Genomic DNA, 22808 nt, shown 5'->3' with positions numbered 1-22808 from the left:
CGTGACACCGAGCAGGCAGGAAGGGAAAAACACCGAGCAGACCCATGATCCGACACCAAGCCGTTGCGGCCCTCTGGGCTGCAATTCTCGCCTTTCTGCCGCCCATGGCCCGCGCCGATGACCCGGTCGCGCTTGCCCGGGCGCTTGCGGCCGCCGACCGCGCGAACTGGACCGGCGCAATCACCGAGGCGCGCGCCTCGGGGCCTCTCGCCTTCGACATCATCGCATGGGAACGGCTGCGGGCGGGCGAGGGCAGCTTTGCCGATTACGCCGATTTCTCCGCCCGCCGCGCCGACTGGCCGGGGATGGATCTGTTGCGCCGCAAGGGCGAGGCGACGCTCGGGGGGGTGCCACCCGCCGCGGTGATTTCCTACTTCCGGGGTGCGGCACCGCAAACCGGGACCGGCGCGCTCGCGCTTGTCGCCGCCTTTCAGGCGCAGGGCGCGCCTGCGCAGGCGGCGCAGGTGGCCGAGGCTGCCTGGCGCAACCTGACGCTGACCCCCGAGGAGCAAGCGGTTTTTCTCTCAGATCATGCCGATCTCGTTGCGCCCCATCACGGCGGGCGGATGCAGACGATGCTTGATGCGGGCGCGCTCGATCAGGCGCGCGCGATGCTGCCCCTTGTGACGCCCGGCACCCGCGCGGTGGCCGAGGCGCGGATTGCGCTGCAGGCGCGTTCCGCCGGTGTCGATGCTCTTGTGGCGGCGGTGCCGGAATACATGCTGGGCTCGTCCGGCCTTGCGCGCGACCGCGCCTGGTGGCGCTGGCGCAACGATCTCGAACCCGCTGCGGCGGAGCTGATGCTTGATTTCTCGACCTCGGCCGAGGCCCTGGGCGATGCTGAAGCCTGGGGCGATCTGCGCCAGCGGCTGGTGCGGTTCTTTTTGCGGGCGGGCGATCCGCGGCTCGCCTACAAGCTCGCGGCCCGCCACCGGCTCGACCCGGGCGGCGCGGACTGGATCGAGCTGGAATGGCTTGCGGGCTATGCCGCGCTCAAGCTTGGCGATGCGCCGACGGCGCTGGAGCATTTCGAGACCTTCAACGCCCATGTGACGAGCCCGATCTCGAAATCCCGCGCCGCCTACTGGCGTGGGCGCGCGCTCGAAGGGCTGGGCCGGGGGGGCGAGGCGAAGAGCGCCTATGCCGAGGGCGCAAAATTCCAGACCGCCTATTACGGGCTTTTGTGCGCGGAAGAGATCGACGCGCCCTATGATGCCGCTTTTGCCGCGCCGCCGCCGCTGCCGGACTGGAAGGGACAGAATTTCACTGCCGAGCCGGTGTTTCAGGCCGCCGCACTCTTGCAGGCGGCGGGAGAGACGGCTTTGGCCGAGCGCTTCATCCTGCATCTGGAAGAAAGCCTGCCCGCAAGCGAGATCGCACCGCTCGCCAAGCTCGCCGAAGACTGGGGCAATCCGCATCTGACGCTCAGCCTCGGCAAGCGCGCAACGGCGGCGGGCACGGTGTTGATGCGCGCCTATTATCCGCTCCCGGTGCTCAACCCCGAAGGCTTTGAAGTGCCCGAGGAGCTTGCACTCTCGATTGCCCGGCGCGAGAGCGAATTTGACCCGGCGGTGGTCAGCCATGTCGGCGCGCGCGGCATGATGCAGCTCATGCCCGGCACGGCAAAGATGATGGCCGCGCGCGAGGGCGTGGCTTACGATCTTGCGCGCCTGACCACCGATTCAAGCTACAACGTGCGGCTTGGCACCGCTTATCTGGCCCAGCTCGAAGAGGAATTCGGCACTTCGCCGGTGCTGATCGCGGCGGGCTACAATGCCGGGCCGGGGCGGCCGCGGCGCTGGATCGCGGAGCGGGGCGACCCGCGGCAGGCTTCGGTCGATGTGGTCGACTGGGTCGAGATGATCCCGTTTGACGAGACCCGGAATTACGTGATGCGGGTGGCCGAGAGCCTGCCCGTCTACCGCGCGCGGCTGGGGCGGCCCGATGCCGGGCCGGTGCGCTTCACCGCCGAGCTGCGCGGGCGCTAACGCGCCTTCTGGCGGGCGCGGGCGCGCCAGAGCGTGAACAGCCCGGCGCAGACCACGACACCTGCGCCCATCGCCACATTGGGGCGCAGCACATCGTCAAAGACGAGAATGCCGAGCCCCGCCGCCCAGACCAGTTGCAGATAGGCGAAGGGCTGGATCGCAGAGGCCTCGGCGATCTCGTAGGCGCGGATCAGCAAGAAATGCGCGGTGGCGGCGCTGAGGCAGAGCGCGCCCATCCAGAGCCAGTCAATTCCCGCCATCGGCTCCCAGAACCACAGCCCGAGCGGCGTCATCACGAGCGCGCCAATGAGCCCGGTCCAGTAGAACGAGACCGAGGCCGGGTCTTGCCGTGCCGCATAGCGCGTGAGCAGCGAGTAAAGCGCGAAGAGAAGCGCGCAGAAAAGCGGGATCGCCGCCTCGGGGCGGAACACGCCCACACCGGGTTCGAGGATGATCATGATGCCCGCAAAACCGATGCCGATTGCCCCCCAGCGCCGCCAGCCGACCTTTTCGCCCAAAACCGGGCCGGAGAGCGCGGCAACAAGGAGCGGATAGGCGGCAAACACCGCATGGCTCTCGATCAGCCCGATCAGCACGAAGGCCTGCACGAGAATCACGATCTCGCCGATCAGGAGGAGTGCGCGGATAATATGGATCACCGGCTGGCGGGTGGCGAGCGCGCGGCGCAGCCCGCCCTCGCTGCGCAAGGCCAGCGTGAGCGTGAAAAGGGCAAAGAACCAGTAGCGGACCGTCACTACCATATAGACGTTATAGGCGCCCGAAAGATGGCGCGAGATGCCGTCCTGCATCGCGAAGATGAAGGTGGTGAGCACCATCAGCCAGATGCCGCGGCCGGTGTTTTGAACGGCGCTCATGCGCGGCTCCCCCGGCTCATGTGGCGCTTTCCGGCATGGCCCGGTGCGCGGGTGACCGTGAAACCCGCGCTTGCGAGGCCCCGGCGCACGAAGCCCGCAGCGGTATAGGTGGCAAAAGTGCCTCCGGGCGCGGTATGGCGCCCGACCTCGGCCATCAGATCCTCGCCCCACATCTCCGGGTTTTTGGCGGGCGAGAAGCCATCGAGATACCAGGCATCCGCCGTCTCGCCCCAGCGCGGCAGGGTTTCGCGCACATCGCCAAGGATCAGTTCGACCGAGAGGCTGCCCAGCATGAACCGAGTTTCGCTGCGCAGCATGGCGGCGGCGAGGGGGGCTGCGAGCGCCTCTGCCTCGGGGAAGGCGGCGAGCGCGCGCGCCATCTCTGCCCCCGACATCGGGAACGCCTCAAAGCTTGTGAACCGGATCGGCAGATCGGTCGCGAGCGCAGTGGCGATCAGGTTCAGCCCGGTGCCGAAACCAAGTTCGGCAATATGAAATCCGGGGCAGAGCCGCGCGGGCAGATCATTGCCGGCAAGAAAGACATGGCGGGTTTCGGCCAGCCCGCCGGCAAGGCTGAAATAGGGGTCGTCGAAGCGCGTCGAAACGGGCGTCGATCCGTCGCGCCAAGCGAGCGCGGCTGGGCTCTGGTCTGGGGAGGTCATCGGGGGTAGTGCCAAGGGAATACCGGGCGACACTGACGAAAGGAACGCGCAATGGCAAGGGGTGACTGGGTAACGGTGCGCGGTGGCGGCGTGTTCGGGCTGGCCTGCGGCTACGAACTCGCCAAACGGGGCATGAAGGTGCGGCTGATCGAACGCGCGCGGATTGGCGCGGGGGCCTCGGGCGGCACGGTGGGGATGCTCTCGCCGCATGTGCCCGACCAGTGGAACGCCAAGAAGCAGTTCCAGTTCGAAAGCCTCGTGATGTCGGGCGCGTTCTGGGACGCGGTGAAGGCGGCGGGCAGCGTCGATGCGGGCTTTGCGCGCGTGGGCCGGCTGCAACCCATTGCGAAGGAAGCGGGAATTGCGCTCGCCGAGGCGCGCGCGAAAGATGCGGCCGAGAACTGGGGGCCAGAGTTTCTCTGGCGCATCGCGAAGGTCGAGGAGTTTGGCGCCTTCGCCCCGGTCTCGCCCACGGGCCTCGTGATCCACGACACGCTCTCGGGCCGGGCCTCGCCGCGGCGCGCGGGCGCGGCGCTCGTCGCCGCGATCGAGGCGCTGGGGGGCGAGGTGATCCTGGGGGAGGCGGAAGAGCGCGGCCCGGTGCTCCATGCAACGGGGCTCGCCGGGCTCGAAGCGCTGAACGCCGCCTTCGGCAAGCCGGTGGGCAGTGGCGTGAAAGGGCAATCGGCGATCCTTGCGCATGATGCCGGGCCGGTGCCGCAGATCTTTGCCGAGGGGGTTCTGGTTGTGCCCCATGCCGATGGCACGGTCGGCGTGGGCTCGACCGCCGAGCGGGAATACACCGACCCGACCAGCACCGATGCCCAGCTTGAGGATGTGATCGCGCGGGCCCGCGCGCTCGTGCCCGCGCTCGCCGGGGCCGAGGTGGTGGAGCGCTGGGCGAATGTGCGCCCGCGCGCGGCCTCGCTCTCGCCCATGCTCGGCGCCTGGCCGGGGCGCGCGGGGCATTATATCGTCAACGGCGGCTTCAAGATCGGCTTCGGCATGGCGCCGAAAGTGGCCGTGGTCATGGCAGATCTGGTGCTCGACGGCGTCGATGCGATCCCGGAAGGCTTCCGCGTCGAAGATTGTCTCTGAGCGCGCGCGGGGTTCGAGGACGGCCGGGGGATCCTCCCCCGGACCCCCTGGGATATTTGCACAAAGTCGAAGGGAAGATCCGGCCTCTGTTTGAGGTTCTGGCCGCTACCAGCGCTTGAGGGCCTCTTCGTCGGCGTCCTTGGCCGCGACCCAGCTCTCCCCCGCGCGCGTCACTTCCTTCTTCCAGAAGGGGGCGCGGGATTTCAGGTAATCCATCAGAAATTCGGCCGCTTCGAAAGCGGCCACGCGGTGGCGTGCAGCGGTGGCGACCATCATGATCGGCGCGCCCACGTCAAGCCGCCCGTAGCGGTGGATAACGAGCGCATCGGCGAGCTCCCAGCGGCTGATCGCCTCTTCCACCATCGCGGTGATCGCGCGTTCCGTCATGCCCGGGTAATGCTCGATCTCGAGCGCTTCAAGCGTGCCGGTATCATCGCGCACGAGCCCGGTGAAGCTCACCACGCCGCCCACGTCCGCCCGCCCCGCGCCAAAGCCCGAAAGCTCTGCACCGGGGTCGAAAACCGCTTCCTGCACCGAGATCCGCATCCTCAGCCTCCCGTCATTGGCGGGAAGAAGGCAATCTCTTTGACGCCCGCGAGCGGGGCGGAGAAATCGGCCAGATCCTGATCGAGCGCGACGCGCACAACGGAGGTATCGGCAAAGGCCGCCGCATAGCGCGGGTCGCGGGCCTTCAGCTCCTCCACGAGATCGGCGACCGAGACGGCGGAGGTCTCGACGCTTTCGCGCGCCACCCCCACCCGTTCGCGCAGCCAGGCGAAATAGAGCAGATCAACCATCATGCGGCTCGCGCAGGAAAGGGAGCGCCTTGCGGAAATAATCCCAGCCGGTGATTGCCGTGAGGATTGCCGCGACCCAGATCAACGCGAGCCCGAGATGGTTGGCCATGTCGGCGAGGCTGAGGCCTTGCGGCAGGTCGCCCTCGCCCGCGCGCGGCGCGCGGCCCTTGGCGAGGTAATCGAGCCCGGTGCCGAGAAAGAGGGTGGCAATCGCCACCATCTGCGCCGTGGTCTTCCATTTCGCAAGCTTCGTGACCTTCAGCTTGCCGGCATCGGCGCCAATGAACTCGCGCAGCCCCGAAACGAACACCTCGCGGAACAGGATCACCGTGGCGGGCAGGATCAGCCAGGGGTTCATGCCGGAATAGCCGGTGATGACGACAAGCGCGATCACCACCATCGCCTTGTCGGCGATCGGATCGAGCATCGCGCCGAACTTGCTTTCCTGGCTCCAGGCGCGGGCCAGATAGCCATCAAACCAGTCGGTGATTGCGGCGCCGATGAAGAGGGTGAGCGCGAACCAGTCTGCCCAGGGGCGGTGGAAATAGAGAAACATCACCGCCACGCCGGGGGCGGCGAGGAGCCTGAGCACAGTGAGGATATTGGGCAGGGTCCATCTCATGCGCGCACCCTATCCCCGCCCGGAGCGAAGGAAAAGGGGGGCAAATGATTCAGCTTTGCGGGTCTGCGTAATCGTGAACGCGGCCCTGCCAGTCGGTGACGCGCCAGAGCCCCGGCTGCGCGCCCGGGGCAAAATGATCGGCCGTGACCGGCACCTTGCCGAAGCCGCCGGGGATGTCGAGCACATAGCTGGGCAGCGCCGCACCGCTCAAGGGACCACGCAGGCTTGCCATCAGGGCGCGGCCCTCGGCGATGGTGGTGCGGAAATGCGATGTGCCCGGCGCGAGGTCACAATGATGCAGATAGTAAGGTTTGACGCGGTTGTCCTGCAGCGCGCCAAAGAGCGCGCGCAGCGCCTGAGGGGTGTCGTTCACCCCCTTGAGGAGGACGGATTGGGAGAGGAGCGGCACGCCTGCATCGGCCAGCCGGGCGAGTGCCGCGCGGGCGGGGGCGGTGAGCTCTTGCGCGTGGTTCGTGTGCACCACGAGCCAGAGCGCAGGGCGCGGGGCGCGCAAAATCCCGGCGAGGCTCTCGGTGATGCGTTCGGGCGCCACCACCGGCACGCGGGAATGGATGCGCAGCGTGGTGATGTGGGGAATGGCCGAGAGGTGGCAAAGCACCTCCGCGATCCGCCGGGCCGAGAGGGTGAGCGGGTCGCCGCCCGTCAGGATGATCTCGCGCAGGGCCGGAGTGGCGGCGATATAGGCGAGGGCTTTATCCAAAGCGGCGGGGGCGAGCGGCCCCGTTTCTCCCACCGTCTCACGACGAAAGCAGAACCGGCAATAGACATCGCAGGTTTTGGTGATGTGCAGGATCGCGCGGTCCGGGTAGCGATGCGTGAGGCCCGGAACCGGCGCATGGGCGTCGTCACCGATCGGGTCGACAAGCTCTTCGGGGCGGGTGGTGAGCTCCGCCGCCGTGGGCACGAATTGTGCCGCGACCGCGTCTCCCGGGGCAGAGATGGCGGCGCGCATCGCGGGGGTGAGGCGCATGCGGAAGCTCTCGGCCACCTGCGCGAGCGCGGCGAGATCCGCCTCGGCAACGAGGCCCTCGTGCACAAGGTCTTCGGGGCGGGTCAGCGCGGGTTTGGGCGGCAGGGCGGTCATGGCGCGGCGCTACTTTGGGCCGCGGCTTGCGTCAACCCCGGTCATTGAAGAAGTTCCAGATCGTTTCGGCCATCGCGGCGGAAATGCCCGGCACTTCCATCAGATCATTCTGCCCGGCGCGGCTCACGGCCTTGGCCGAGCCAAAATGCGCAAGAAGCGCGCGCTTGCGCGTGGCGCCGATACCGGGGATCTCGTCGAGCGGGTTGGCCATCGTCGCCTTGGCGCGCTTGGCGCGATGCGCGCCGATCGCCCAGCGGTGCGCCTCGTCGCGCAGCCGCTGGATGTAATACAGCACCGGGTCTTGCCGGGGCAGCGCGATCGGGCGCTTGCCGATGCGGTGGAATTCCTCCTTGCCGAGGTCGCGGTCGATGCCCTTGGCCACGCCCACCATCGGCACATCCTCGACCCCGAGCGCGACCATGATTTCCTGCACCGCCGAAACCTGTCCGGCGCCGCCGTCAATCAGCAAAAGATCCGGCCAGGCATCGCTCTTGCGCTCCGGGTCTTCGCGCAAGAGCCGCTCGAACCGGCGCGTGAGCACCTCTTTCATCATGCCGAAATCGTCGCCCGGGGTGAGCTCCGTGTTCTTGATGTTGAACTTGCGATAGGCCGATTTCATCAGGCCTTCGGGGCCCGCCACCACCATGCCGCCGACAGCATGGGCGCCCTGAATATGGGAGTTGTCATAGATCTCGATGCGCCGCGGCGGGGCGGGCAGATCAAAGGCCGCGGCCACGCCCGCGAGCAGTTTGGCCTGCGCGGCGGATTCAGACATTTTGCGGCCAAGGCTTTCGCGCGCATTCCGGAGCGCGTTCTCAACCAGTTCCGCCTTTTCGCCGCGCTTGGGGACCAGAAGCTCGACCCGGTGCCCGGCACGGGTGGCCAGCAGATCCTCCATCAGATCGGCATCCTCGATCGCATGCGACAGCAGGATCGTTTTTGGCGGCTCCTTGGCATCGTAGAACTGGCCAAGGAAGGCCTCGAGCACCTCGGCCTCTTCTGCCCCCGCCCCGGTGCGGGGGTAAAAGTCGTGGTTGCCCCAGCTTTGATGCGCGCGGATGAAAAACACCTGCACGCAGGCCTGCCCGCCCTCCATATGCACCGCGATCACATCCGCCTCGGCCACGCCGCGCGGGTTGATGCCCTGGCTTTGCTGCACCGTGGTGAGCGCGCCGATCCGGTCGCGCAAGGCCGCCGCACGCTCGAATTCGAGCGCCTCGGAGGCAGCCATCATCTCGGCGGCCAAATCCTGCTGGATGCTTGAGGATTTCCCCTCAAGGAAGCGCTGCGCATCGGCGACGGTGCGGGCGTAATCCTCCTCGGAAATCTTGCCGGTGCAGGGCGCCGAGCAGCGCTTGATCTGGTATTGCAGGCAGGGGCGTGTGCGCGCGCCGAACATCGCATCGGAGCAGTTGCGGAGCTGGAAGGCGCGTTCCAGATGGTTGAGCGTGCGGTTTACCGCCGAGGCCGAGGCGAAGGGGCCGAAATAGGCGCCCTTCACATTGCGGGCCCCGCGATGCTTGCGGATCATCGGGAACGGGTGATCCTGCGCGATCAGGATATAGGGAAAGCTCTTGTCGTCGCGCAAAAGCACGTTGTAGCGCGGCTTGAGCTGCTTGATCAGGTTCTGTTCCAGAAGCAGCGCCTCGGTCTCGGTGCGCGTCGTCAGGAACATCATAGAGGCGGTTTCGTGGATCATTCGCGCGATCCGCGCCGAATGGCCCGAGGGGCGGGCATAGTTTGAGACGCGCGCCTTCAGGTTGCGCGCCTTGCCGACGTAAAGCACCTCCTGGCTCGCATTCAGCATCCGGTAAACGCCGGGCGAACCATCGAGCCGGGTGACATAATCTGCAATCAGCGCATGCCCTTTGAGCCGTGGCTCTTGCGCCGGGGCGCCGCCCTCGCAGGCGGGACTGGAGACGGGATCAGAGTCTGTCATCGCGCCGTTGTGATTCTCGTTCTGGCTGCAACCTTCCAGTTGCAAGTTCAAGGGGAAAGCTGTCCACGGAATCTGTGGATAAACTTGTTGGGAAAGTTTTGCGAGCGCCGAAATTCCCTTGAATCATGACCAATTCATTGAGTTGCACAATATTTGGGCGATGCTTCAAGTTGTTGATATCAATGATATAATTATTTTCACCATGACAAGTCACTGATAAAATTAAGAGATTTGTAACCCTTTCCTGACGTTTCGCGGCCAGGTGGACAAGTTGAGGTCCGGCCAGCCCGGACGAAGGTGTTTTCAGGTGTTGGAAACTCATCTTATAGGCGATTGCAGGTGCAGGATCTGACCGGTTACCGCGGGCGAGTCGCGCAGGAAAACCAGCGCCAGCGTCAGCGCCTCCGCAGGTGGGAGCGCGGGGCCGGGGCGCTGCGCCGGAGCCCAGGCCGCCTGCCAGGGCTCTGGGTGTGGACGGGGCGGGCAGAGTGCGATCGCATTCACCCGCAAAGCGGGAGCATGGCGTAGCGCCGCCTGTCGCAGCGCGCCCTCAAGGGGGGTTACCTCTGGCCAAAGCCAGATCGCCTGCGCCCGGGCGCGCAGGTCGCGCCCTTCCGGCACGGCCCCGGGCGCCTGTTCCGCGAAGGCTGCCAGATGCGCTGCCGCCGCTCCGGCCCCGGTGCTCCCCAGAATGAGGAAGTCTGCCGGACCGGTGCCGGATGTGTCGGCTGTGAGGTCAGCCAGTGCAAGGGCGCTTTTCAGAGGCGCGACCCAAGCCTCGGGCAGGTCGACGCAGAGCAGGGTCATGCGCCGAACGTCCCGCCGAGCAAAAAGCCGGTGTAGACCAGATAGCCCGCCATCAGCACCATGCCGGAAACCCGGCCGATGTCGCGGCGCAGGAAGACGAAGGGCGCAAGCGTGAGCGCTGCCGCCACCATCACCCAGAGATCGAAGCGCAGCATTTCTGCGGGCACCGGCATCGGCGCAATGATCGCTGTCGTGCCAAGGATGGCGGCGATGTTGAAGATGTTCGAGCCGATCACATTGCCAAGCGCAACATCGGCCTGTTTGCGCAGCGCCGCCATCACCGAGGTGACAAGCTCGGGCAGGGAGGTGCCGATGGCGACAAGGGTGAGCCCGATCACGGTTTCGCTGAGCCCCGCAAGACGTGCCACGGCGACCGCCCCGTCGACAAGGAGATCCGCACCGAGGGCAAGCCCCACGAGCCCCATCAGGATGAACGCGCAGATCTTCGCCCAGGGCATATGCGCGTCGCCGAGGTCTTCCTCTTCCTCCCGGGCATTGCGATGCGCCCGCGCGGAGCGCAGGTTGTCGGCGAGGATCAGCACCATCGCGCCCAGCAACACCAGCCCTTGCCAACGCCCGATCGTCCCCATGGAGGCCAGCCCGATCACCAGAACCGAGGCCGCGAGCATCATCGCATAGCTGCGCCGCGTGTCGATCTGGCTCGCATGGATGACTGAAATCAGCGCCGGCAAACCAATGATCATGAGGCTGTTGACGATGTTGGAGCCAACTACATTGCCGAGCGCAATCCCCGGCTGGCCCGCCAGTGCGGCATTGACCGAGACCAGCAGCTCTGGCGCCGAGGTGCCAAAGGCCACCACGGTGAGCCCGACGATCAGCGAGGGGATGCCGAGGCGCAGCGCGAGCGCCACCGCCCCCTTGACCAGAACATCCCCCGCGACGAGCAAAAGCCCCAGTCCGAGCGCAATCTTGATGACGTCGATCAGCACTCGGGTGTCTCCGATTTTGTGCAGGGGCAGGGGCCGGGGCCGATCTGCGGGCGCCCGCAGCGCGGGCAGGTGCGATGGCGTTGCGCGCGCTTCGGGCGGGGCAGGCGCAACCGCCCGAACAGCGCCAGCCCGACCATCACGATCAGGAACAGCGACATGATCTTGATCATCAAGCTCTCACAATCCGAACCGGGCCCAGAGCGCGCGTTCCTCGGCGGCGCTGACCAGCGCTTCGGCCGATAGGTTCAGCCCGAAGCGGCGCAGGAGCGAACGGCGCTGGCCGTAAGCGACGAGCTTCACCTTCGCGCCATAGAGTTCACGCAGCTTGGGGAGCGGATGGGCGAGCCCGTCAATCAGCCCGTGCTCAAGCGCGCGCGTGCCGGTCCAGAACTCTCCGGTGAAAAGATCCTTGTCTATCGCGAGCCGGTCGCCGCGGCGGGTGCTGACCCAGTTCTTGAAGCCCTGATGGATGTCTTCGAGGAGCGCTTCGAGCCGGGCCACATCCTCGGGCTTTTCGGGGCGGAACGGGTCGAGCGTGCTTTTGGACGTGCCCGCGGTATGGACGCGCCGTTCAATGCCATTGCGGGCGATCAGATCGGCAAAGCCGAAGCCCGCAGAGATTACCCCGATCGAGCCGACGATCGAGGCCGGATCGGCCCAGATGTCATCGGCAGCACAGGCGAGCCAGTAGCCGCCCGAGGCCGCCACATCCTCGACGAAGGCATGGACAGGCAGGCCGGTTTCCTCCGCAAACTGCCGGATCCGGGCCGCGATCAGCGAGGATTGCACGGGCGAGCCGCCCGGCGAATTGATGATCAGCGCCACCGCTACCGGCTTGCCCTTGGTGAAGGCGCGCTCGATCAGCGCCGCAAGCGTGGCATCGGAAAGCCCGGAGGCGCCCGGACGCACCGCGCCGATCGCGCCATGAAGGCGGATTACCGCGACTTTCGGCGGGCGTTTGAAACGTGCGGGCAGGGCGAGGGACGGCAGGGTCATGGAGCCCATGTAGGCACTTCGTCCCGGGGCGACAAGCGCCCCCGCAGGCGAAATTCGACGCTGCCCGTTTCGCTTCCGGAGGCTCGGATGTCGGAAATCGCATTGCCATGCGCGGCGCTTCGCCGCACCATCGGAACAGGGAGGACATGATGACCGATCTTGCGCGCCTCGGCGCCATCCTCGCGGCCCATGCTGGCCGGGAGGGGGCGCTTTTGCCGATCCTGCACGATGTGCAGGCCGAATTCGGGCATATTCCGGATGCCATGCTCGCGCCGATTGCTGCGGCGCTGCGGCTTAGTCGCGCGGAAGTGGCGGGAGTGGTGGGGTTCTACCATGACTTTCGTCGCGCGCCCGCCGGGCGGCATGTGATCAAGCTGTGCCGTGCCGAAGCCTGTCAGGCAATGGGCGGGGAAACGGTTCAGGCCCGGCTGGAGGCCGCCCTGGGGCTCAAGCTTGGCGAAACGAAAAACGATGTCACGCTGGAGGCGGTCTATTGCCTCGGGCTTTGCGCCTGCGCCCCCGCCGCGATGGTGGATGACCGGCTGGTGGGGCGGCTCGACGCGGGCGCGGTTGAAACGATCGCGCGCGAGGTGCGGGGATGAAGGTCTGGCTGCCCCTCGATGCAAGCGCAAAGGCTTGCGGCGCCGAAGAGGTCGCCGTGGCGCTCATGGCCGAGGCCGCTCGGCGCGGCGTAGAGATCACGCTGTGCCGCAACGGCACCCGCGGCATGAGCTGGCTTGAGCCGCTATTGGAAATCGAGACCCCCGCGGGCCGGATCGGTTTTGGCCCGATGACCCAAGCCGATGTGCCCGCGCTCTTCGACACGCCCGAACGCCATCCCAAAGCGCTGGGCCTGGTGGAGGAAATCCCCTTCTTCAAAAGCCAGACCCGTCTCACCTTTGCCCGTTGCGGCCGGATCGAACCCTTGAGCCTGGAGCACTACGCAGCCGAGGGCGGCTGGGTCGGGCTGCGCAAGGCGCTTGCGATGAGCCCGGCGGAGGTGGTGGAAGAGATCCTCGCCTCCGGCCTGCGCGGCCGCGGCGGTGCGGGCTTTCCGACCGGGATCAAATGGCGCACCGTTCTGGGGGCAGAAGCGGCGCAGAAATACATTGTCTGCAACGTCGACGAGGGCGACAGCGGGTCTTTTGCTGACCGGATGCTGATCGAGGGTGACCCCTATTGCCTGATCGAGGGCATGGCGATTGCCGGCCACGCGGTCGGCGCCACGCAGGGCTATGTCTATATCCGCTCCGAATACCCGGATGCGATCACCATGATGCGCGCCGCGATCGCGCGGGCTGAGGCTGCGGGCGTGCTCGCAGAGGCCGGCTTCACGCTTGAGGTGCGGGTGGGCGCGGGCGCCTATGTCTGCGGCGAAGAAACCGCTATGCTCAACTCGATCGAGGGCAAGCGCGGTACGGTGCGCGCCAAGCCCCCGCTCCCGGCGCTCAAGGGGCTCTTCGGCCAGCCGACGGTGGTGAACAACCTCCTCTCTCTCGCCGCGGTGCCGTGGATTTTGGCGCATGGCGGCGCCGCCTATCAAAGCTTTGGCATGGACCGCTCGCGCGGCACGATCCCGCTGCAGATCGGTGGCAACGTCAAATACGGCGGGCTTTATGAAACCGGCTTCGGCATCACGCTGGGCCAGCTCGTGATGGAGATCTGCGGTGGCACGGCGAGCGGGCGGGCGGTCAAAGCGGTGCAGGTGGGCGGGCCATTGGGCGCCTATCACCCGATTTCCGATTTTGACCTGCCGTTCTGCTATGAGTGCTTCTCGGGGCAGGGCGGGCTTGTGGGCCACGCCGGGCTTGTGGTGCATGACGAAAGCGCCGACATGCTCAAACTCGCGCGTTTCGCGATGGAATTTTGCGCCATCGAAAGCTGCGGCACCTGCACACCCTGCCGCATCGGCGCGGTGCGCGGCGTGGAAACACTGGACCGGATCGGCGCGGGCGACGCGGCGGCCCTGCCGCTTCTCGAAGATCTCTGCGAGACGATGAAGCTCGGCTCGCTCTGCGCGCTGGGCGGCTTCACCCCCTATCCGGTGCTCTCCGCGCTGCGCCATTTTCCTGACGATTTCCCTGTGTTCCGGGAGGCTGCCGAATGAAAGACCTGATCATCCCGCCGCTGGAGTGGACGAAGGACATGGGCACGCCCGCGCGGCAAGGCGCGCCCGTCACCCTGACGGTGGACGGAATTGCCATCACCGTGCCCGCGGGCACCTCGGTGATGCGCGCCGCCGCGGAGGCCGGCGTGACGATCCCGAAGCTTTGCGCCACCGACAGCGTGGAGCCCGTGGGCTCGTGCCGTCTGTGCATGGTGGAGATCGAGGGGATGCGCGGCACCCCCTCCTCCTGCACCACCCCGGTGGCCGAGGGCATGCAGGTGCAGACCCAGACGGCCAAGCTGCAAAAGCTCCGCCGCGGCGTGATGGAGCTTTATATCTCTGACCACCCGCTCGACTGCCTCACCTGCGCCGCCAATGGCGATTGCGAATTGCAGGACATGGCGGGGGCTGTGGGCCTGCGCGAGGTGCGGTATCAGCCCGTCGAAACCCATTTTCGCCCGCGCGAGGGGGCGGGGCCGAACCCGCGCTACATCCCGAAAGATACCTCAAACCCCTATTTCAGCTACGACCCGGCCAAATGCATTGTCTGCATGCGCTGCGTGCGGGCCTGCGAGGAGGTGCAGGGAACGTTTGCCCTGACGATCGAGGGGCGGGGGTTTGAGACCCGGATCTCACCCGCCGCCGAGAGCTTCATGCAATCCGATTGCGTCAGCTGTGGCGCCTGCGTGCAGGCCTGCCCCACCGCGACGCTGATTGAAAAATCGGTCGAGGCGATCGGCACGCCCGAGCGCAGCGTGGTCACCACCTGCGCGTATTGCGGGGTCGGCTGCAGCTTCGAGGCGCAGATGCGCGGCGAGGAGCTGGTGCGGATGGTGCCCTTCAAGGGCGGCGGCGCCAACCGCGGCCACAGCTGCGTAAAGGGGCGCTTTGCCTATGGCTACGCCACTCACCGCGACCGGATTGTGCATCCGATGATCCGCGAGCGGGTCTCTGACCCCTGGCGCGAAGTGAGCTGGGAAGAGGCGCTGGCGTTCACCGCCGCGCGTCTCACCGCAGCGCGCGACACTCACGGGCCGGATGCTCTGGGCGTGATCACCTCCTCGCGCTGCACCAATGAGGAAACTTATCTGGTACAAAAGCTCGCCCGCGCGGTCTTTGGCACCAACAACACCGATACCTGCGCGCGGGTCTGCCATTCCCCCACCGGCTACGGGCTCAAGCAGACCTTTGGCACCTCTGCGGGCACGCAGGATTTTGATTCGGTCGAGGCGACGGATCTGGCGCTGGTGATCGGCGCCAACCCGACCGATGGCCACCCGGTCTTTGCCTCGCGGCTGCGCAAGCGGTTGCGCGCGGGCGCCAAGCTGATCGTGCTCGACCCGCGCCGCATCGACCTGCTGGAGACCCCGCATCTGGGAGAAAGCTGGCATCTGCCGCTCCGGCCCGGCACAAACGTGGCGGTGCTGGTGGCGATGGCGCATGTGATCGTGACCGAGGGGCTTTATGACGCCGCCTTTATCGCGGCGCGGTGCGACGCGGAGGAATGGGCGGATTATGCCGAGTTTGTGGCGAGCCCCGATTACGCGCCGGAAGCCGTTGAGCCGCTGACCGGGGTGAGGGCCGAAACGATCCGCGCGGCCGCGCGCGCCTATGCCGCCGCGCCCAATGCCGCGATCTATTACGGGCTTGGCGTGACCGAACATTCCCAAGGCTCGACCACCGTTATCGCGATTGCCAACCTTGCGATGATGACGGGCAACATTGGCCGCCCGGGCGTGGGGGTGAACCCGCTCCGGGGGCAAAACAACGTGCAAGGCTCGTGCGACATGGGCTCTTTCCCGCATGAGCTTCCGGGCTACCGCCACGTGGCTGATGACCTCGCGCGGGCGGTGTTCGAAAAGGCCTGGGGGGTGGAGCTCTCCTCCGAGCCGGGGCTGCGCATCCCTAACATGCTCGATGCCGCGGTCGCGGGGCGCTTCAAGGCGCTTTACATTCAGGGCGAGGACATCCTGCAATCCGACCCCGACACCCGCCATGTGGCCGCCGGGCTTGCGGCGATGGAGTGCGTGATCGTGCAGGATCTGTTCCTCAACGAGACCGCGAATTACGCCCATGTGTTCCTGCCGGGCTCCACCTTCCTCGAGAAGGACGGCACCTTCACCAATGCCGAGCGGCGCATCAACCGGGTGCGGCGCGTGATGCGCCCGAAGGCCGGCTATGCCGATTGGGAGGTGACGCAGCTTCTGGCCAATGCGATGGGGGCGACGTGGAGTTATACCCACCCCTCCGAAATCATGGACGAGATCGCGGCGACGACGCCGGGCTTTGCCTCGGTGAGCTATGATCTTCTCGATGCGCGGGGCTCGGTGCAATGGCCCTGCAACGAAGCCGCCCCCGAGGGCTCGCCGATCATGCATGTCGACGGCTTTGTGCGCGGCAAGGGGCGGTTCATCCGCACCGCTTACCTGCCGACCGAAGAGAAGACCGGGCCACGCTTCCCGCTTTTGCTCACCACCGGCCGGATTTTGAGCCAGTATAACGTCGGCGCCCAGACCCGGCGCACGGACAACCAGCTCTGGCACGACGAAGACCGGCTGGAGATCCACCCCGCCGATGCCGAAGTGCGGGGCCTGCGCGAGGGGGACTGGGTGCGGCTCAGCTCGCGCGCGGGTGAAACGAGCCTGCGCGCCACCATCACCGACCGGGTCTCTCCCGGCGTGGTCTACACCACCTTCCACCACCCCGACACGCAGGCGAATGTGGTCACCACCGACAATTCCGACTGGGCCACGAACTGCCCCGAATACAAGGTGACGGCAGTGCAGGTCGCGGCCTCGAACGGGCCCTCAAGCTGGCAAGAAGAGTACGCGGCGCAAGCGGCGGCGGCGCGGCGGATCGAGGCGGCAGAATGAGCCTGCCCGCGGGTGCGGTGCGGGTGGGCCTGCCGGGCGGCGGGGATGCGGTGCTTGCCGAGGAAGTGCCGGTGGCGCTCGTTTTCGAGGGGGTGACGCAGGCGGTGATGATGGCGACGCCCGTCGATCTTGAGGATTTTTATCTCGGTTTTGCGCTCACCGAGGGGTTGATCGCTGCAGCGGGGGATTTGCTGCGTAGCGAAACCGTCGTGCAGGAGCGTGGCGTCGAATTGCGCGGCTGGCTCGCCGCCCCGGCGGCGGCGCGGTTTGCGGCCCGGCGGCGTGCGATGGCGGGGCCTGTGGGCTGCGGGCTTTGCGGCCTCGAGAGCCTCTCCGAGGCGTTGCGCCCGCTGCCGCGGGCGCCCCGGGGCGCGGGGGGCTGGGGCGCCGCGCTGGCGCTCGGCGCCCCAGCCCCCCGCGCCAGCGCTGCCCTGCAGGCCTTGCGGGAGGCACAGGTGTTGCACGATGCCGTGCGCGCCACCCATGCCGCCGGCTTCTGGTGTGACGGGCGGTTGCTGCTCTGCCGCGAGGATGTCGGGCGGCACAATGCGCTCGACAAGCTTGCGGGGGCGCTTGCGCGCGCAGGAATCACCCCGGGAACGGGGGCCCTGGTGATCACCTCTCGGCTCTCGGTTGATCTGGTGCAGAAGGCGGCGATGATCGGGGCGGGGGCGCTGATTGGCGCCTCAAGCCCGACGGCGCTTGCCGTGGAAGAGGCGCGGAAGGCCGGACTCGCGCTCATCGCGCGCGGGCCGGACGGGCTGGTGCTGTTCTGCGCCCCAGAGGAGGGAAAGGCATGAGCCAGGAAAAACTGATCCGGATGGCAAACCAGATTGCCGCGTTCTTTGCGGTGCAACGCGGCGATCAGGCCGAGGCGGTCGCGGCGCATATCTCGGAGAGTTGGGCCGCGCCGATGCGGGCCGCGCTGCTCACCCATATTGCCGAAGGGGGCACAGGGCTTGATGCGTTGGTGATCGCTGCTGCGCCGCAGATCCGCCCGCCGGGCTGAGCCGCCTCAGGCGTGCCCCGCCGCAGCCGAAAGCGAGCGCGGATCCACCCCCATCGCGCCGAGCGCACGGGTCCATTTCGTGCCATGTTCGGCATCCAGTGCAAGCGCCGGATTTGGCTCTGCAATCAGCCAGCCATTGGCAAGGATCTCGCGCTCGAGCTGGCCCGGCCCCCAGCCGGCATAGCCGAGCATCAGCATCGCCTGTGCGGGGCCGCGCCCGGCTCCCCATTCCTCAAGAATGTCGCGCGTCGCCGTCATCGCCAGCCCCTCGCCCACCGGCATCGTGGCGGCGAACCAGTCGGCCGAATGCAGCACGAAGCCGCGCCCGGTTTCGACCGGGCCGCCGAACAGGAGCGGCGCCGAAGCCCGCCCGCCCGCGGTGAGCGGAATGCCGATCTGCTCGAAGAGCCCGCCCAGATCGGGTTTCGGCACCGGCTTGTTGACGATGAGCCCCATCGCGCCTTCGGACGAATGGGCGCAGACCACCACCACCGAATGTTCAAAGCGCGGATCCTCCATGCCCGGCATGGCGATCAGAAGTTTCCCGGTCAGATCCATCTTGGCCTCCTCGGTGCGCCCGTGCCTTCCATAGGTGGCGTCGCGGGCGGCGCAATCAAGCCCTGTCTGCGGCAAAGCCGCCACGCCGGCGCTCCCGATCGCGCGCTTGGCGCTTTTGTGACTTGGAAGGCCCGAGCTGCAGCGGCTATCCCAAGACATGCGCCCGATCCTGCCCGCTCTGCCGATCCTTCTTGCCCTTGCCCTGCCGGTGGCGGCGCAGGAGGCCGCATTGCCGCCCGGCCTGCTGGGCGCGGAGATCCTGCCGGGCTGGAGCAACGCCGATGGCACGCGCATTGCCGCGCTGCAACTCCGCCTTGCGCCGGGCTGGAAAACCTACTGGCGGGTGCCGGGCGAGGCCGGGGTGCCGCCGATCCTGCAGTTCGGGGGCTCCGAAAACCTTGCCGCGCTGCGCCTCGTCTGGCCCGCGCCGGATGTGTTCGAGCAAAACGGCATGCGCACGGTGGGCTATCATGACGGGCTGGTGTTGCCCCTGGTGATCACGCCAAAAGAGATCGGCGCGCCGGTCACGCTGCATGCGGATCTCGATTTCGGCATTTGCCACGAGATCTGCGTGCCGGTGCATCTCGATCTTTCCGCCACGCTTGATCGTCCCGGTGCCGCCGATCCGGTGATTGCCGCAGCGCTCGCGTCCGAACCGCGCAAGCTGCCCGGCCGTGCGCGCTGCCGCGTGGCGCCGATCCGCGACGGGATGCGGGTGGAGGCGGCGATCGCCCTGCCGCCGATGCCGGGCGAGGTGGCGCTGTTCGAACTTGCCTCGCGTCCGATGTGGGTCTCCGATACGTTGCAGCATCGCGAGGGGCCGTTGCTGATGGCGCGGGCCGAATTCGTGCCCGAGAACGGCGCGCCCTTCCCGCTCGATCAGGGCGATCTGCGCATCACCGTGGTGAGCGCTGCGGGCGCCGTCGAGATCGAGGGCTGCCCGGCGCCCTGATCCTCATTCCGCCGCCTCCCTCCGAGGCCCGCGCAAGAGCCGTGGCGCAAGCCCGCCCGCCGCGAGCGTGATCGCGGCAGCGATCCCCAGGAAGAGGCCGAATGCGGGCATCACCCCCGCGCTATCCCAGAGCGCCCGGCCAAGCGTTGCGGAAAAGGAGAGCACCATTGCCGCCGCGGCGAGGCCGAGGACCGCGCGCAGCCGCCGGCCGCCGGCATGGGCCCCGGCGAGGCCGCGGCGCAGCGCGCGGAGCGCATGGCCAAAATCTTCGCCCGCCGCCAGGGCTGCGGGCACGACGACGAGCACGATCACCATGCCGAACCCGAGCCCGTAGACGAGGGTGATGACGGTCGGCTTGAGGAACAAGGCCGAGGAGGAACGCTCATAAAGGAGCGGCCCGAGGCCGAGCACGGTGGTCAATGTGGTCAGCATCACCGGGCGCAACCGGTCGGCCACCGCATCGACAATGGCCGGGCGCAACCCGCGGCGGACCGCATATTCGTCGATTGTCGAAATGAGCACGATCGCATCGTTGATGATGATCCCGGTCATGCCGATGAGGCCGACGACCGAGAACATGGAAAGCGGCACGCCCCAGTGCCAATGGCCCCAGAAGGCGCCGATCAGCCCGAAGGGAATGACCGACATAACCACCAGCGGCCGCGTCCAGGAGGAGAAGATCCAGGCGAGGCAGATGTAGATGCCGATCAGCACCAGGGCGAGGCCGAGCATCGCATCGCCCATGAATTCGCGCTCGCGCTCGGCGGCGCCGCCCAGGCTCCAGCTCACGCCGTATTCCTCGGCGATGCGTGGCAAGATCACCTGCGTCATCTGCCGCTCGATCTCGTTGGCGCGCTCTGCATTGTCTTCGGAGATATTGCCCGTCACCTCGACCGAGCGCACGCCATCCTCGCGCCGGATCGTCGAGAAGCCGATTGCGGTGCGCGCCGAGACGATCTCGGAGAGCGGCACCCAGGCGCCGGCGGGCGTGCGCATCTGCATGCGGTCCAGAAAATCGGCGGTCAGCTCCTCTTCCGGCATCTCGACGCGGATTGCCGCCTCGCGCGTGCCATCGGGGAAAGTGGCCGCCTCGATACCGTTGAGACGGGCGCGCAATTCCCGCGAGAGCATGTCGATGTCGAAGCCGAGCGCGGCCCCCTGCGGGGTGAGATCGAGGATCAGCTCTTCCTTGTCATAGGCGAGATTGTCCTCAAGCGCGGACACCTCGGGAAAAGCGGCAAGCGCCAGCTTGAGATCCTCCGCCGCTTCCTTCAGAACCCGGCTCTCGGCATCGGCGAATTTCACTGAGATGCCATCCGAGGAGGGGCCGGAAAAGAACGAGCGGAAGCTCAGCTCCTCGATCAGCGGATGCTTTTCTGCCGCGGCCTCGAACCGGGCCAGAAAATCGGCAGAGGAATAGCTGCGGTAATCCTGATCGATCAATTCGATGGTGATCGCGCCAAGAAGATCGGCATCCTTGCTGTCGGCGGAGGCGAGCGAGCGGCCGACCGCGCCGCCGATCTGGGCCACCACATAGGTCACCGGATTGGTGCCGTATTCTTTCTCATAGCCCGCGCCCACCTCTTCGGCCGCGGCTTGCAGGGCGTGCATCTGCGCGAGCGTATCTTCGCGCTTGGCGCCCGCGAGCATCGAGAAGGCGGCCGAAACCATGGATTGTTCGGGCGGGCTGAAGAAGCGCCATTGCACTGCGCCGCCCACCACAAGCGCGACAGAGGCGAGCATCAGCGAGACCGCGCCTGCGAGCACCGCATAGCGCGCCAGCAACACCATCCGCACGAAGGGGCGCATAACGTGCAGCCGGAACCAGTCGAGCCCGGCATTCACCTTGCGCGAGGGCCAGTCGTACCAGCGCTCCTTGGCCGTATGAGCGAGCGCATGGGCCATGTGATTGGGCAGGATCAGGAAGCATTCGACCAGCGAGGCGGTGAGCACGGCAATCACTGTCCAGGGGATGTCAGAGACCATCCGCCCCATCGGCCCGCCCATCTGTGTCAGCCCGCCAAAGGCGATGATCGAGGTCAGCGAGGAGGCCATTACCGGCGCCAGCATCCGCCGCGCGCCCTGCTCGGCGGCGAGTACAGGATGCTCGCCCAGATCCCGGGCCCGGAAATCGGCGTGCTCGCCCACCACGATCGCATCGTCGACGACGATCCCGAGCGTCAGGATCAGCGCGAAGATCGAGATCATGTTGAGCGTCATTCCCGCGAGATACATCGCGCAGAGCGCGGCGGCGATCGCGGTCGGGATGCCCATCGCCACCCAGAAGGCGGTGCGGGCGTTGAGGAAGAGAAAAAGCAGCACCACCACGAGGACGAGCCCCTGCGTGCCGTTGCGCATCAGAAGGTCGAGCCGCGCCTGAATCGCCTCGGAGCGCGAGCGGATCAGGTCCATCGACGTCGCCGCGGGCAGCGTCGGGCGCATCTGGCCGACCACATCTTCGACCTTGTGTTGCAGCGCGATCGCATCGCCCTCGGCGGAGCGGCCGACGTTGATGGAAATCGCCGGATTGTCGCCGACATAATAGGCGCGCTCGCGGTTGCCGCCCTCGACGCGCACCCGTGCCACGTCGCCCACCCGGAGCAGCGCGCCGTCATCCTCCTTGCGCAGCACGAGTTCGGAGATCGTGCGGGCCTCCCGCCGCTCTTCGCCGATCCGCACCCGCTGCGCGCCGCTGGCCACATCGCCCGCGGGCGAGGTCGCGGCTTCGGCGCCGATCACCGCGGCAATCTCGGAAAGTGTCACATCGTGGCGCATCATCTGCGCGGTGGGCAGCTCCACCACCGTTTGCGGCGCCAGGAATCCTTGAATCGTGGTGCGCGTCACCCCCTCGGCATAGAGCCGTGTGACGAGTTCGTCTGCAAGTCGGGCGATCTGCTCGGGCGAGAGCGGGCCGGTGATCACTACATCGGTAACGGTATCGCGCCAGGCCCCGCGCGCGATCTCGGGCTCTTCTGCCGCCTCCGGCAGATCCCCCGCGGTATTGACCGCCTGCTCCACCTCAGAGACGGCACGGCTCATGTCCCATCCGTCTTCAAAAGTGAGGGTGATCTTCGCCGCGCCCTCGATCGAACGGCTTTCCGATTCCGACACGCCTTCGACGGCGATCAGCGAAGGTTCAAGCACCTGCACGATGGCCCGGTCGATCTCTTCCGCGCCCGCGCCTTCCCAGACCACCGAGACGGTCACCGTCTCCTCAACGGAATCGGGGAAGAATTGCGCGCGCAGCTTCGGAAGCGTCACCGCACCCGCCAGCAGCAGCACGACGAGCAGCAGATTGGCAAGCGTGCGGTGGCGGGTGAACAGCGCGATGATGCCGTGCGGTTTCGGCAAGGTCTCTCCGGGGCGGGCGAATTCGCCCTCGGCCAGTGCCGCGGCGGCCGCGGAGGCATTGAGCGCGCCCGTCGCGGCCGGGCCTTCGGGCGGGGTTTCGCGAGAGGCAGAGGTCATCG

The 22808-nt window shown here is 67.1% G+C and carries 21 protein-coding genes; 8 read left to right on the top strand and 13 right to left on the bottom strand.

What is annotated here, in order from left to right; all coding sequences use genetic code 11:
- The first annotated feature begins 44 nt into the window (after nt 1–44).
- Entirely contained in the window at nt 45–1988 is a 1944-nt protein-coding gene (locus CRO22_RS02980; RefSeq protein ID WP_245860865.1) for a lytic transglycosylase domain-containing protein, read from the top strand.
- On the opposite strand, the gene CRO22_RS02975 is transcribed toward CRO22_RS02980, so the two are convergent.
- The gene (locus CRO22_RS02975) at nt 1985–2863 is read right to left on the bottom strand and encodes a DMT family transporter (protein WP_097068591.1); all 879 of its coding nucleotides are present in this window, start codon (nt 2861–2863) and stop codon (nt 1985–1987) included. The genes CRO22_RS02980 and CRO22_RS02975 overlap by 4 nt on opposite strands.
- Nucleotides 2860–3525, bottom strand: coding sequence for a tRNA (5-methylaminomethyl-2-thiouridine)(34)-methyltransferase MnmD (mnmD, locus tag CRO22_RS02970; RefSeq protein WP_097068590.1), 666 nt, complete (start codon nt 3523–3525; stop codon nt 2860–2862). The genes CRO22_RS02975 and mnmD overlap by 4 nt, the downstream gene beginning before the upstream one ends.
- A 51-nt stretch (nt 3526–3576) precedes the next feature.
- Between mnmD and CRO22_RS02965 the strand changes: the two genes are divergently transcribed.
- Nucleotides 3577–4623: an NAD(P)/FAD-dependent oxidoreductase gene (locus CRO22_RS02965; protein ID WP_097068589.1), complete on the top strand. Its 1047-nt coding sequence runs from the start codon at nt 3577–3579 to the stop codon at nt 4621–4623.
- A 105-nt stretch (nt 4624–4728) separates the two neighbouring features.
- On the opposite strand, the gene CRO22_RS02960 is transcribed toward CRO22_RS02965, so the two are convergent.
- From CRO22_RS02960 to CRO22_RS02920, 9 genes are all read right to left on the bottom strand, one after another.
- Nucleotides 4729–5169 carry a molybdenum cofactor biosynthesis protein MoaE gene (locus tag CRO22_RS02960; RefSeq protein WP_097068588.1) on the bottom strand — a complete coding sequence of 147 codons (441 nt, stop codon included), beginning with the start codon at nt 5167–5169 and terminating at the stop codon, nt 4729–4731.
- A gap of 2 nt (nt 5170–5171) precedes the next feature.
- On the bottom strand, nt 5172–5420 hold the full coding sequence (gene moaD / locus CRO22_RS02955) for a molybdopterin converting factor subunit 1 (RefSeq protein WP_097068878.1): 249 nt from the start codon (nt 5418–5420) through the stop codon (nt 5172–5174).
- On the bottom strand, nt 5413–6042 hold the full coding sequence (pgsA, locus tag CRO22_RS02950) for a CDP-diacylglycerol--glycerol-3-phosphate 3-phosphatidyltransferase (RefSeq protein ID WP_097068587.1): 630 nt from the start codon (nt 6040–6042) through the stop codon (nt 5413–5415). The genes moaD and pgsA overlap by 8 nt, the downstream gene beginning before the upstream one ends.
- A 49-nt stretch (nt 6043–6091) precedes the next feature.
- Entirely contained in the window at nt 6092–7147 is a 1056-nt protein-coding gene (locus CRO22_RS02945) for a lysine-2,3-aminomutase-like protein (RefSeq protein WP_097068586.1), read from the bottom strand.
- Between the two features lie 31 nt (nt 7148–7178).
- On the bottom strand, nt 7179–8954 hold the full coding sequence (gene uvrC / locus CRO22_RS02940; protein ID WP_245860877.1) for an excinuclease ABC subunit UvrC: 1776 nt from the start codon (nt 8952–8954) through the stop codon (nt 7179–7181).
- A gap of 450 nt (nt 8955–9404) precedes the next feature.
- Nucleotides 9405–9893, bottom strand: coding sequence for a Rossmann-fold NAD(P)-binding domain-containing protein (locus tag CRO22_RS02935; protein WP_097068584.1), 489 nt, complete (start codon nt 9891–9893; stop codon nt 9405–9407).
- Nucleotides 9890–10843 (bottom strand): calcium/sodium antiporter, encoded by a 954-nt coding sequence (locus CRO22_RS02930; RefSeq protein ID WP_245860864.1) that lies wholly within the window; start codon nt 10841–10843, stop codon nt 9890–9892. Before CRO22_RS02930 ends, CRO22_RS02935 begins: the two co-directional genes overlap by 4 nt.
- Nucleotides 10837–11013: a hypothetical protein gene (locus tag CRO22_RS02925; protein WP_342745154.1), complete on the bottom strand. Its 177-nt coding sequence runs from the start codon at nt 11011–11013 to the stop codon at nt 10837–10839. The genes CRO22_RS02930 and CRO22_RS02925 overlap by 7 nt, the downstream gene beginning before the upstream one ends.
- 7 nt (nt 11014–11020) lie before the next feature.
- Nucleotides 11021–11839 (bottom strand): S49 family peptidase, encoded by an 819-nt coding sequence (locus tag CRO22_RS02920; protein WP_097068876.1) that lies wholly within the window; start codon nt 11837–11839, stop codon nt 11021–11023.
- A gap of 149 nt (nt 11840–11988) precedes the next feature.
- On the opposite strand from CRO22_RS02920, the gene CRO22_RS02915 reads away from it, so the two are divergent.
- The 5 genes from CRO22_RS02915 to CRO22_RS02895 are packed head-to-tail and all read left to right on the top strand — an operon-like array spanning nt 11989 to nt 17828.
- A complete protein-coding gene (locus tag CRO22_RS02915; RefSeq protein WP_097068875.1) occupies nt 11989–12441 on the top strand; it encodes a formate dehydrogenase subunit gamma in 453 nt (150 codons plus the stop codon).
- Complete coding sequence (locus tag CRO22_RS02910; protein ID WP_097068582.1) at nt 12438–13946, top strand: formate dehydrogenase beta subunit; 1509 nt, start codon at nt 12438–12440, stop codon at nt 13944–13946. Before CRO22_RS02915 ends, CRO22_RS02910 begins: the two co-directional genes overlap by 4 nt.
- A complete protein-coding gene (gene fdhF, locus CRO22_RS02905) occupies nt 13943–16819 on the top strand; it encodes a formate dehydrogenase subunit alpha (RefSeq protein WP_097068581.1) in 2877 nt (958 codons plus the stop codon). Before CRO22_RS02910 ends, fdhF begins: the two co-directional genes overlap by 4 nt.
- Complete coding sequence (locus CRO22_RS02900; RefSeq protein ID WP_097068580.1) at nt 16816–17619, top strand: formate dehydrogenase accessory sulfurtransferase FdhD; 804 nt, start codon at nt 16816–16818, stop codon at nt 17617–17619. The genes fdhF and CRO22_RS02900 overlap by 4 nt, the downstream gene beginning before the upstream one ends.
- Entirely contained in the window at nt 17616–17828 is a 213-nt protein-coding gene (locus CRO22_RS02895; protein WP_097068579.1) for a formate dehydrogenase subunit delta, read from the top strand. The genes CRO22_RS02900 and CRO22_RS02895 overlap by 4 nt, the downstream gene beginning before the upstream one ends.
- A gap of 6 nt (nt 17829–17834) precedes the next feature.
- Here CRO22_RS02895 and CRO22_RS02890 read toward each other — a convergent pair whose 3' ends face one another.
- A complete protein-coding gene (locus CRO22_RS02890; protein ID WP_097068874.1) occupies nt 17835–18386 on the bottom strand; it encodes a YqgE/AlgH family protein in 552 nt (183 codons plus the stop codon).
- Nucleotides 18387–18543: 157 nt separating this feature from the next.
- Between CRO22_RS02890 and CRO22_RS02885 the strand changes: the two genes are divergently transcribed.
- Complete coding sequence (locus CRO22_RS02885) at nt 18544–19338, top strand: protein-disulfide reductase DsbD domain-containing protein (protein ID WP_097068578.1); 795 nt, start codon at nt 18544–18546, stop codon at nt 19336–19338.
- A 3-nt stretch (nt 19339–19341) separates the two neighbouring features.
- Here the strand turns inward: CRO22_RS02885 and CRO22_RS02880 are convergent, their stop codons facing one another.
- Nucleotides 19342–22806: an efflux RND transporter permease subunit gene (locus CRO22_RS02880; protein WP_097068577.1), complete on the bottom strand. Its 3465-nt coding sequence runs from the start codon at nt 22804–22806 to the stop codon at nt 19342–19344.
- Between the last annotated feature and the right edge of the window lie 2 nt (nt 22807–22808).

This window comes from Rhodobacter maris, assembly GCF_900217815.1.
In the GTDB taxonomy this organism is placed as follows: domain Bacteria; phylum Pseudomonadota; class Alphaproteobacteria; order Rhodobacterales; family Rhodobacteraceae; genus Rhodobacter; species Rhodobacter maris.
This window is presented reverse-complemented; position numbering and strand designations above follow the sequence as displayed.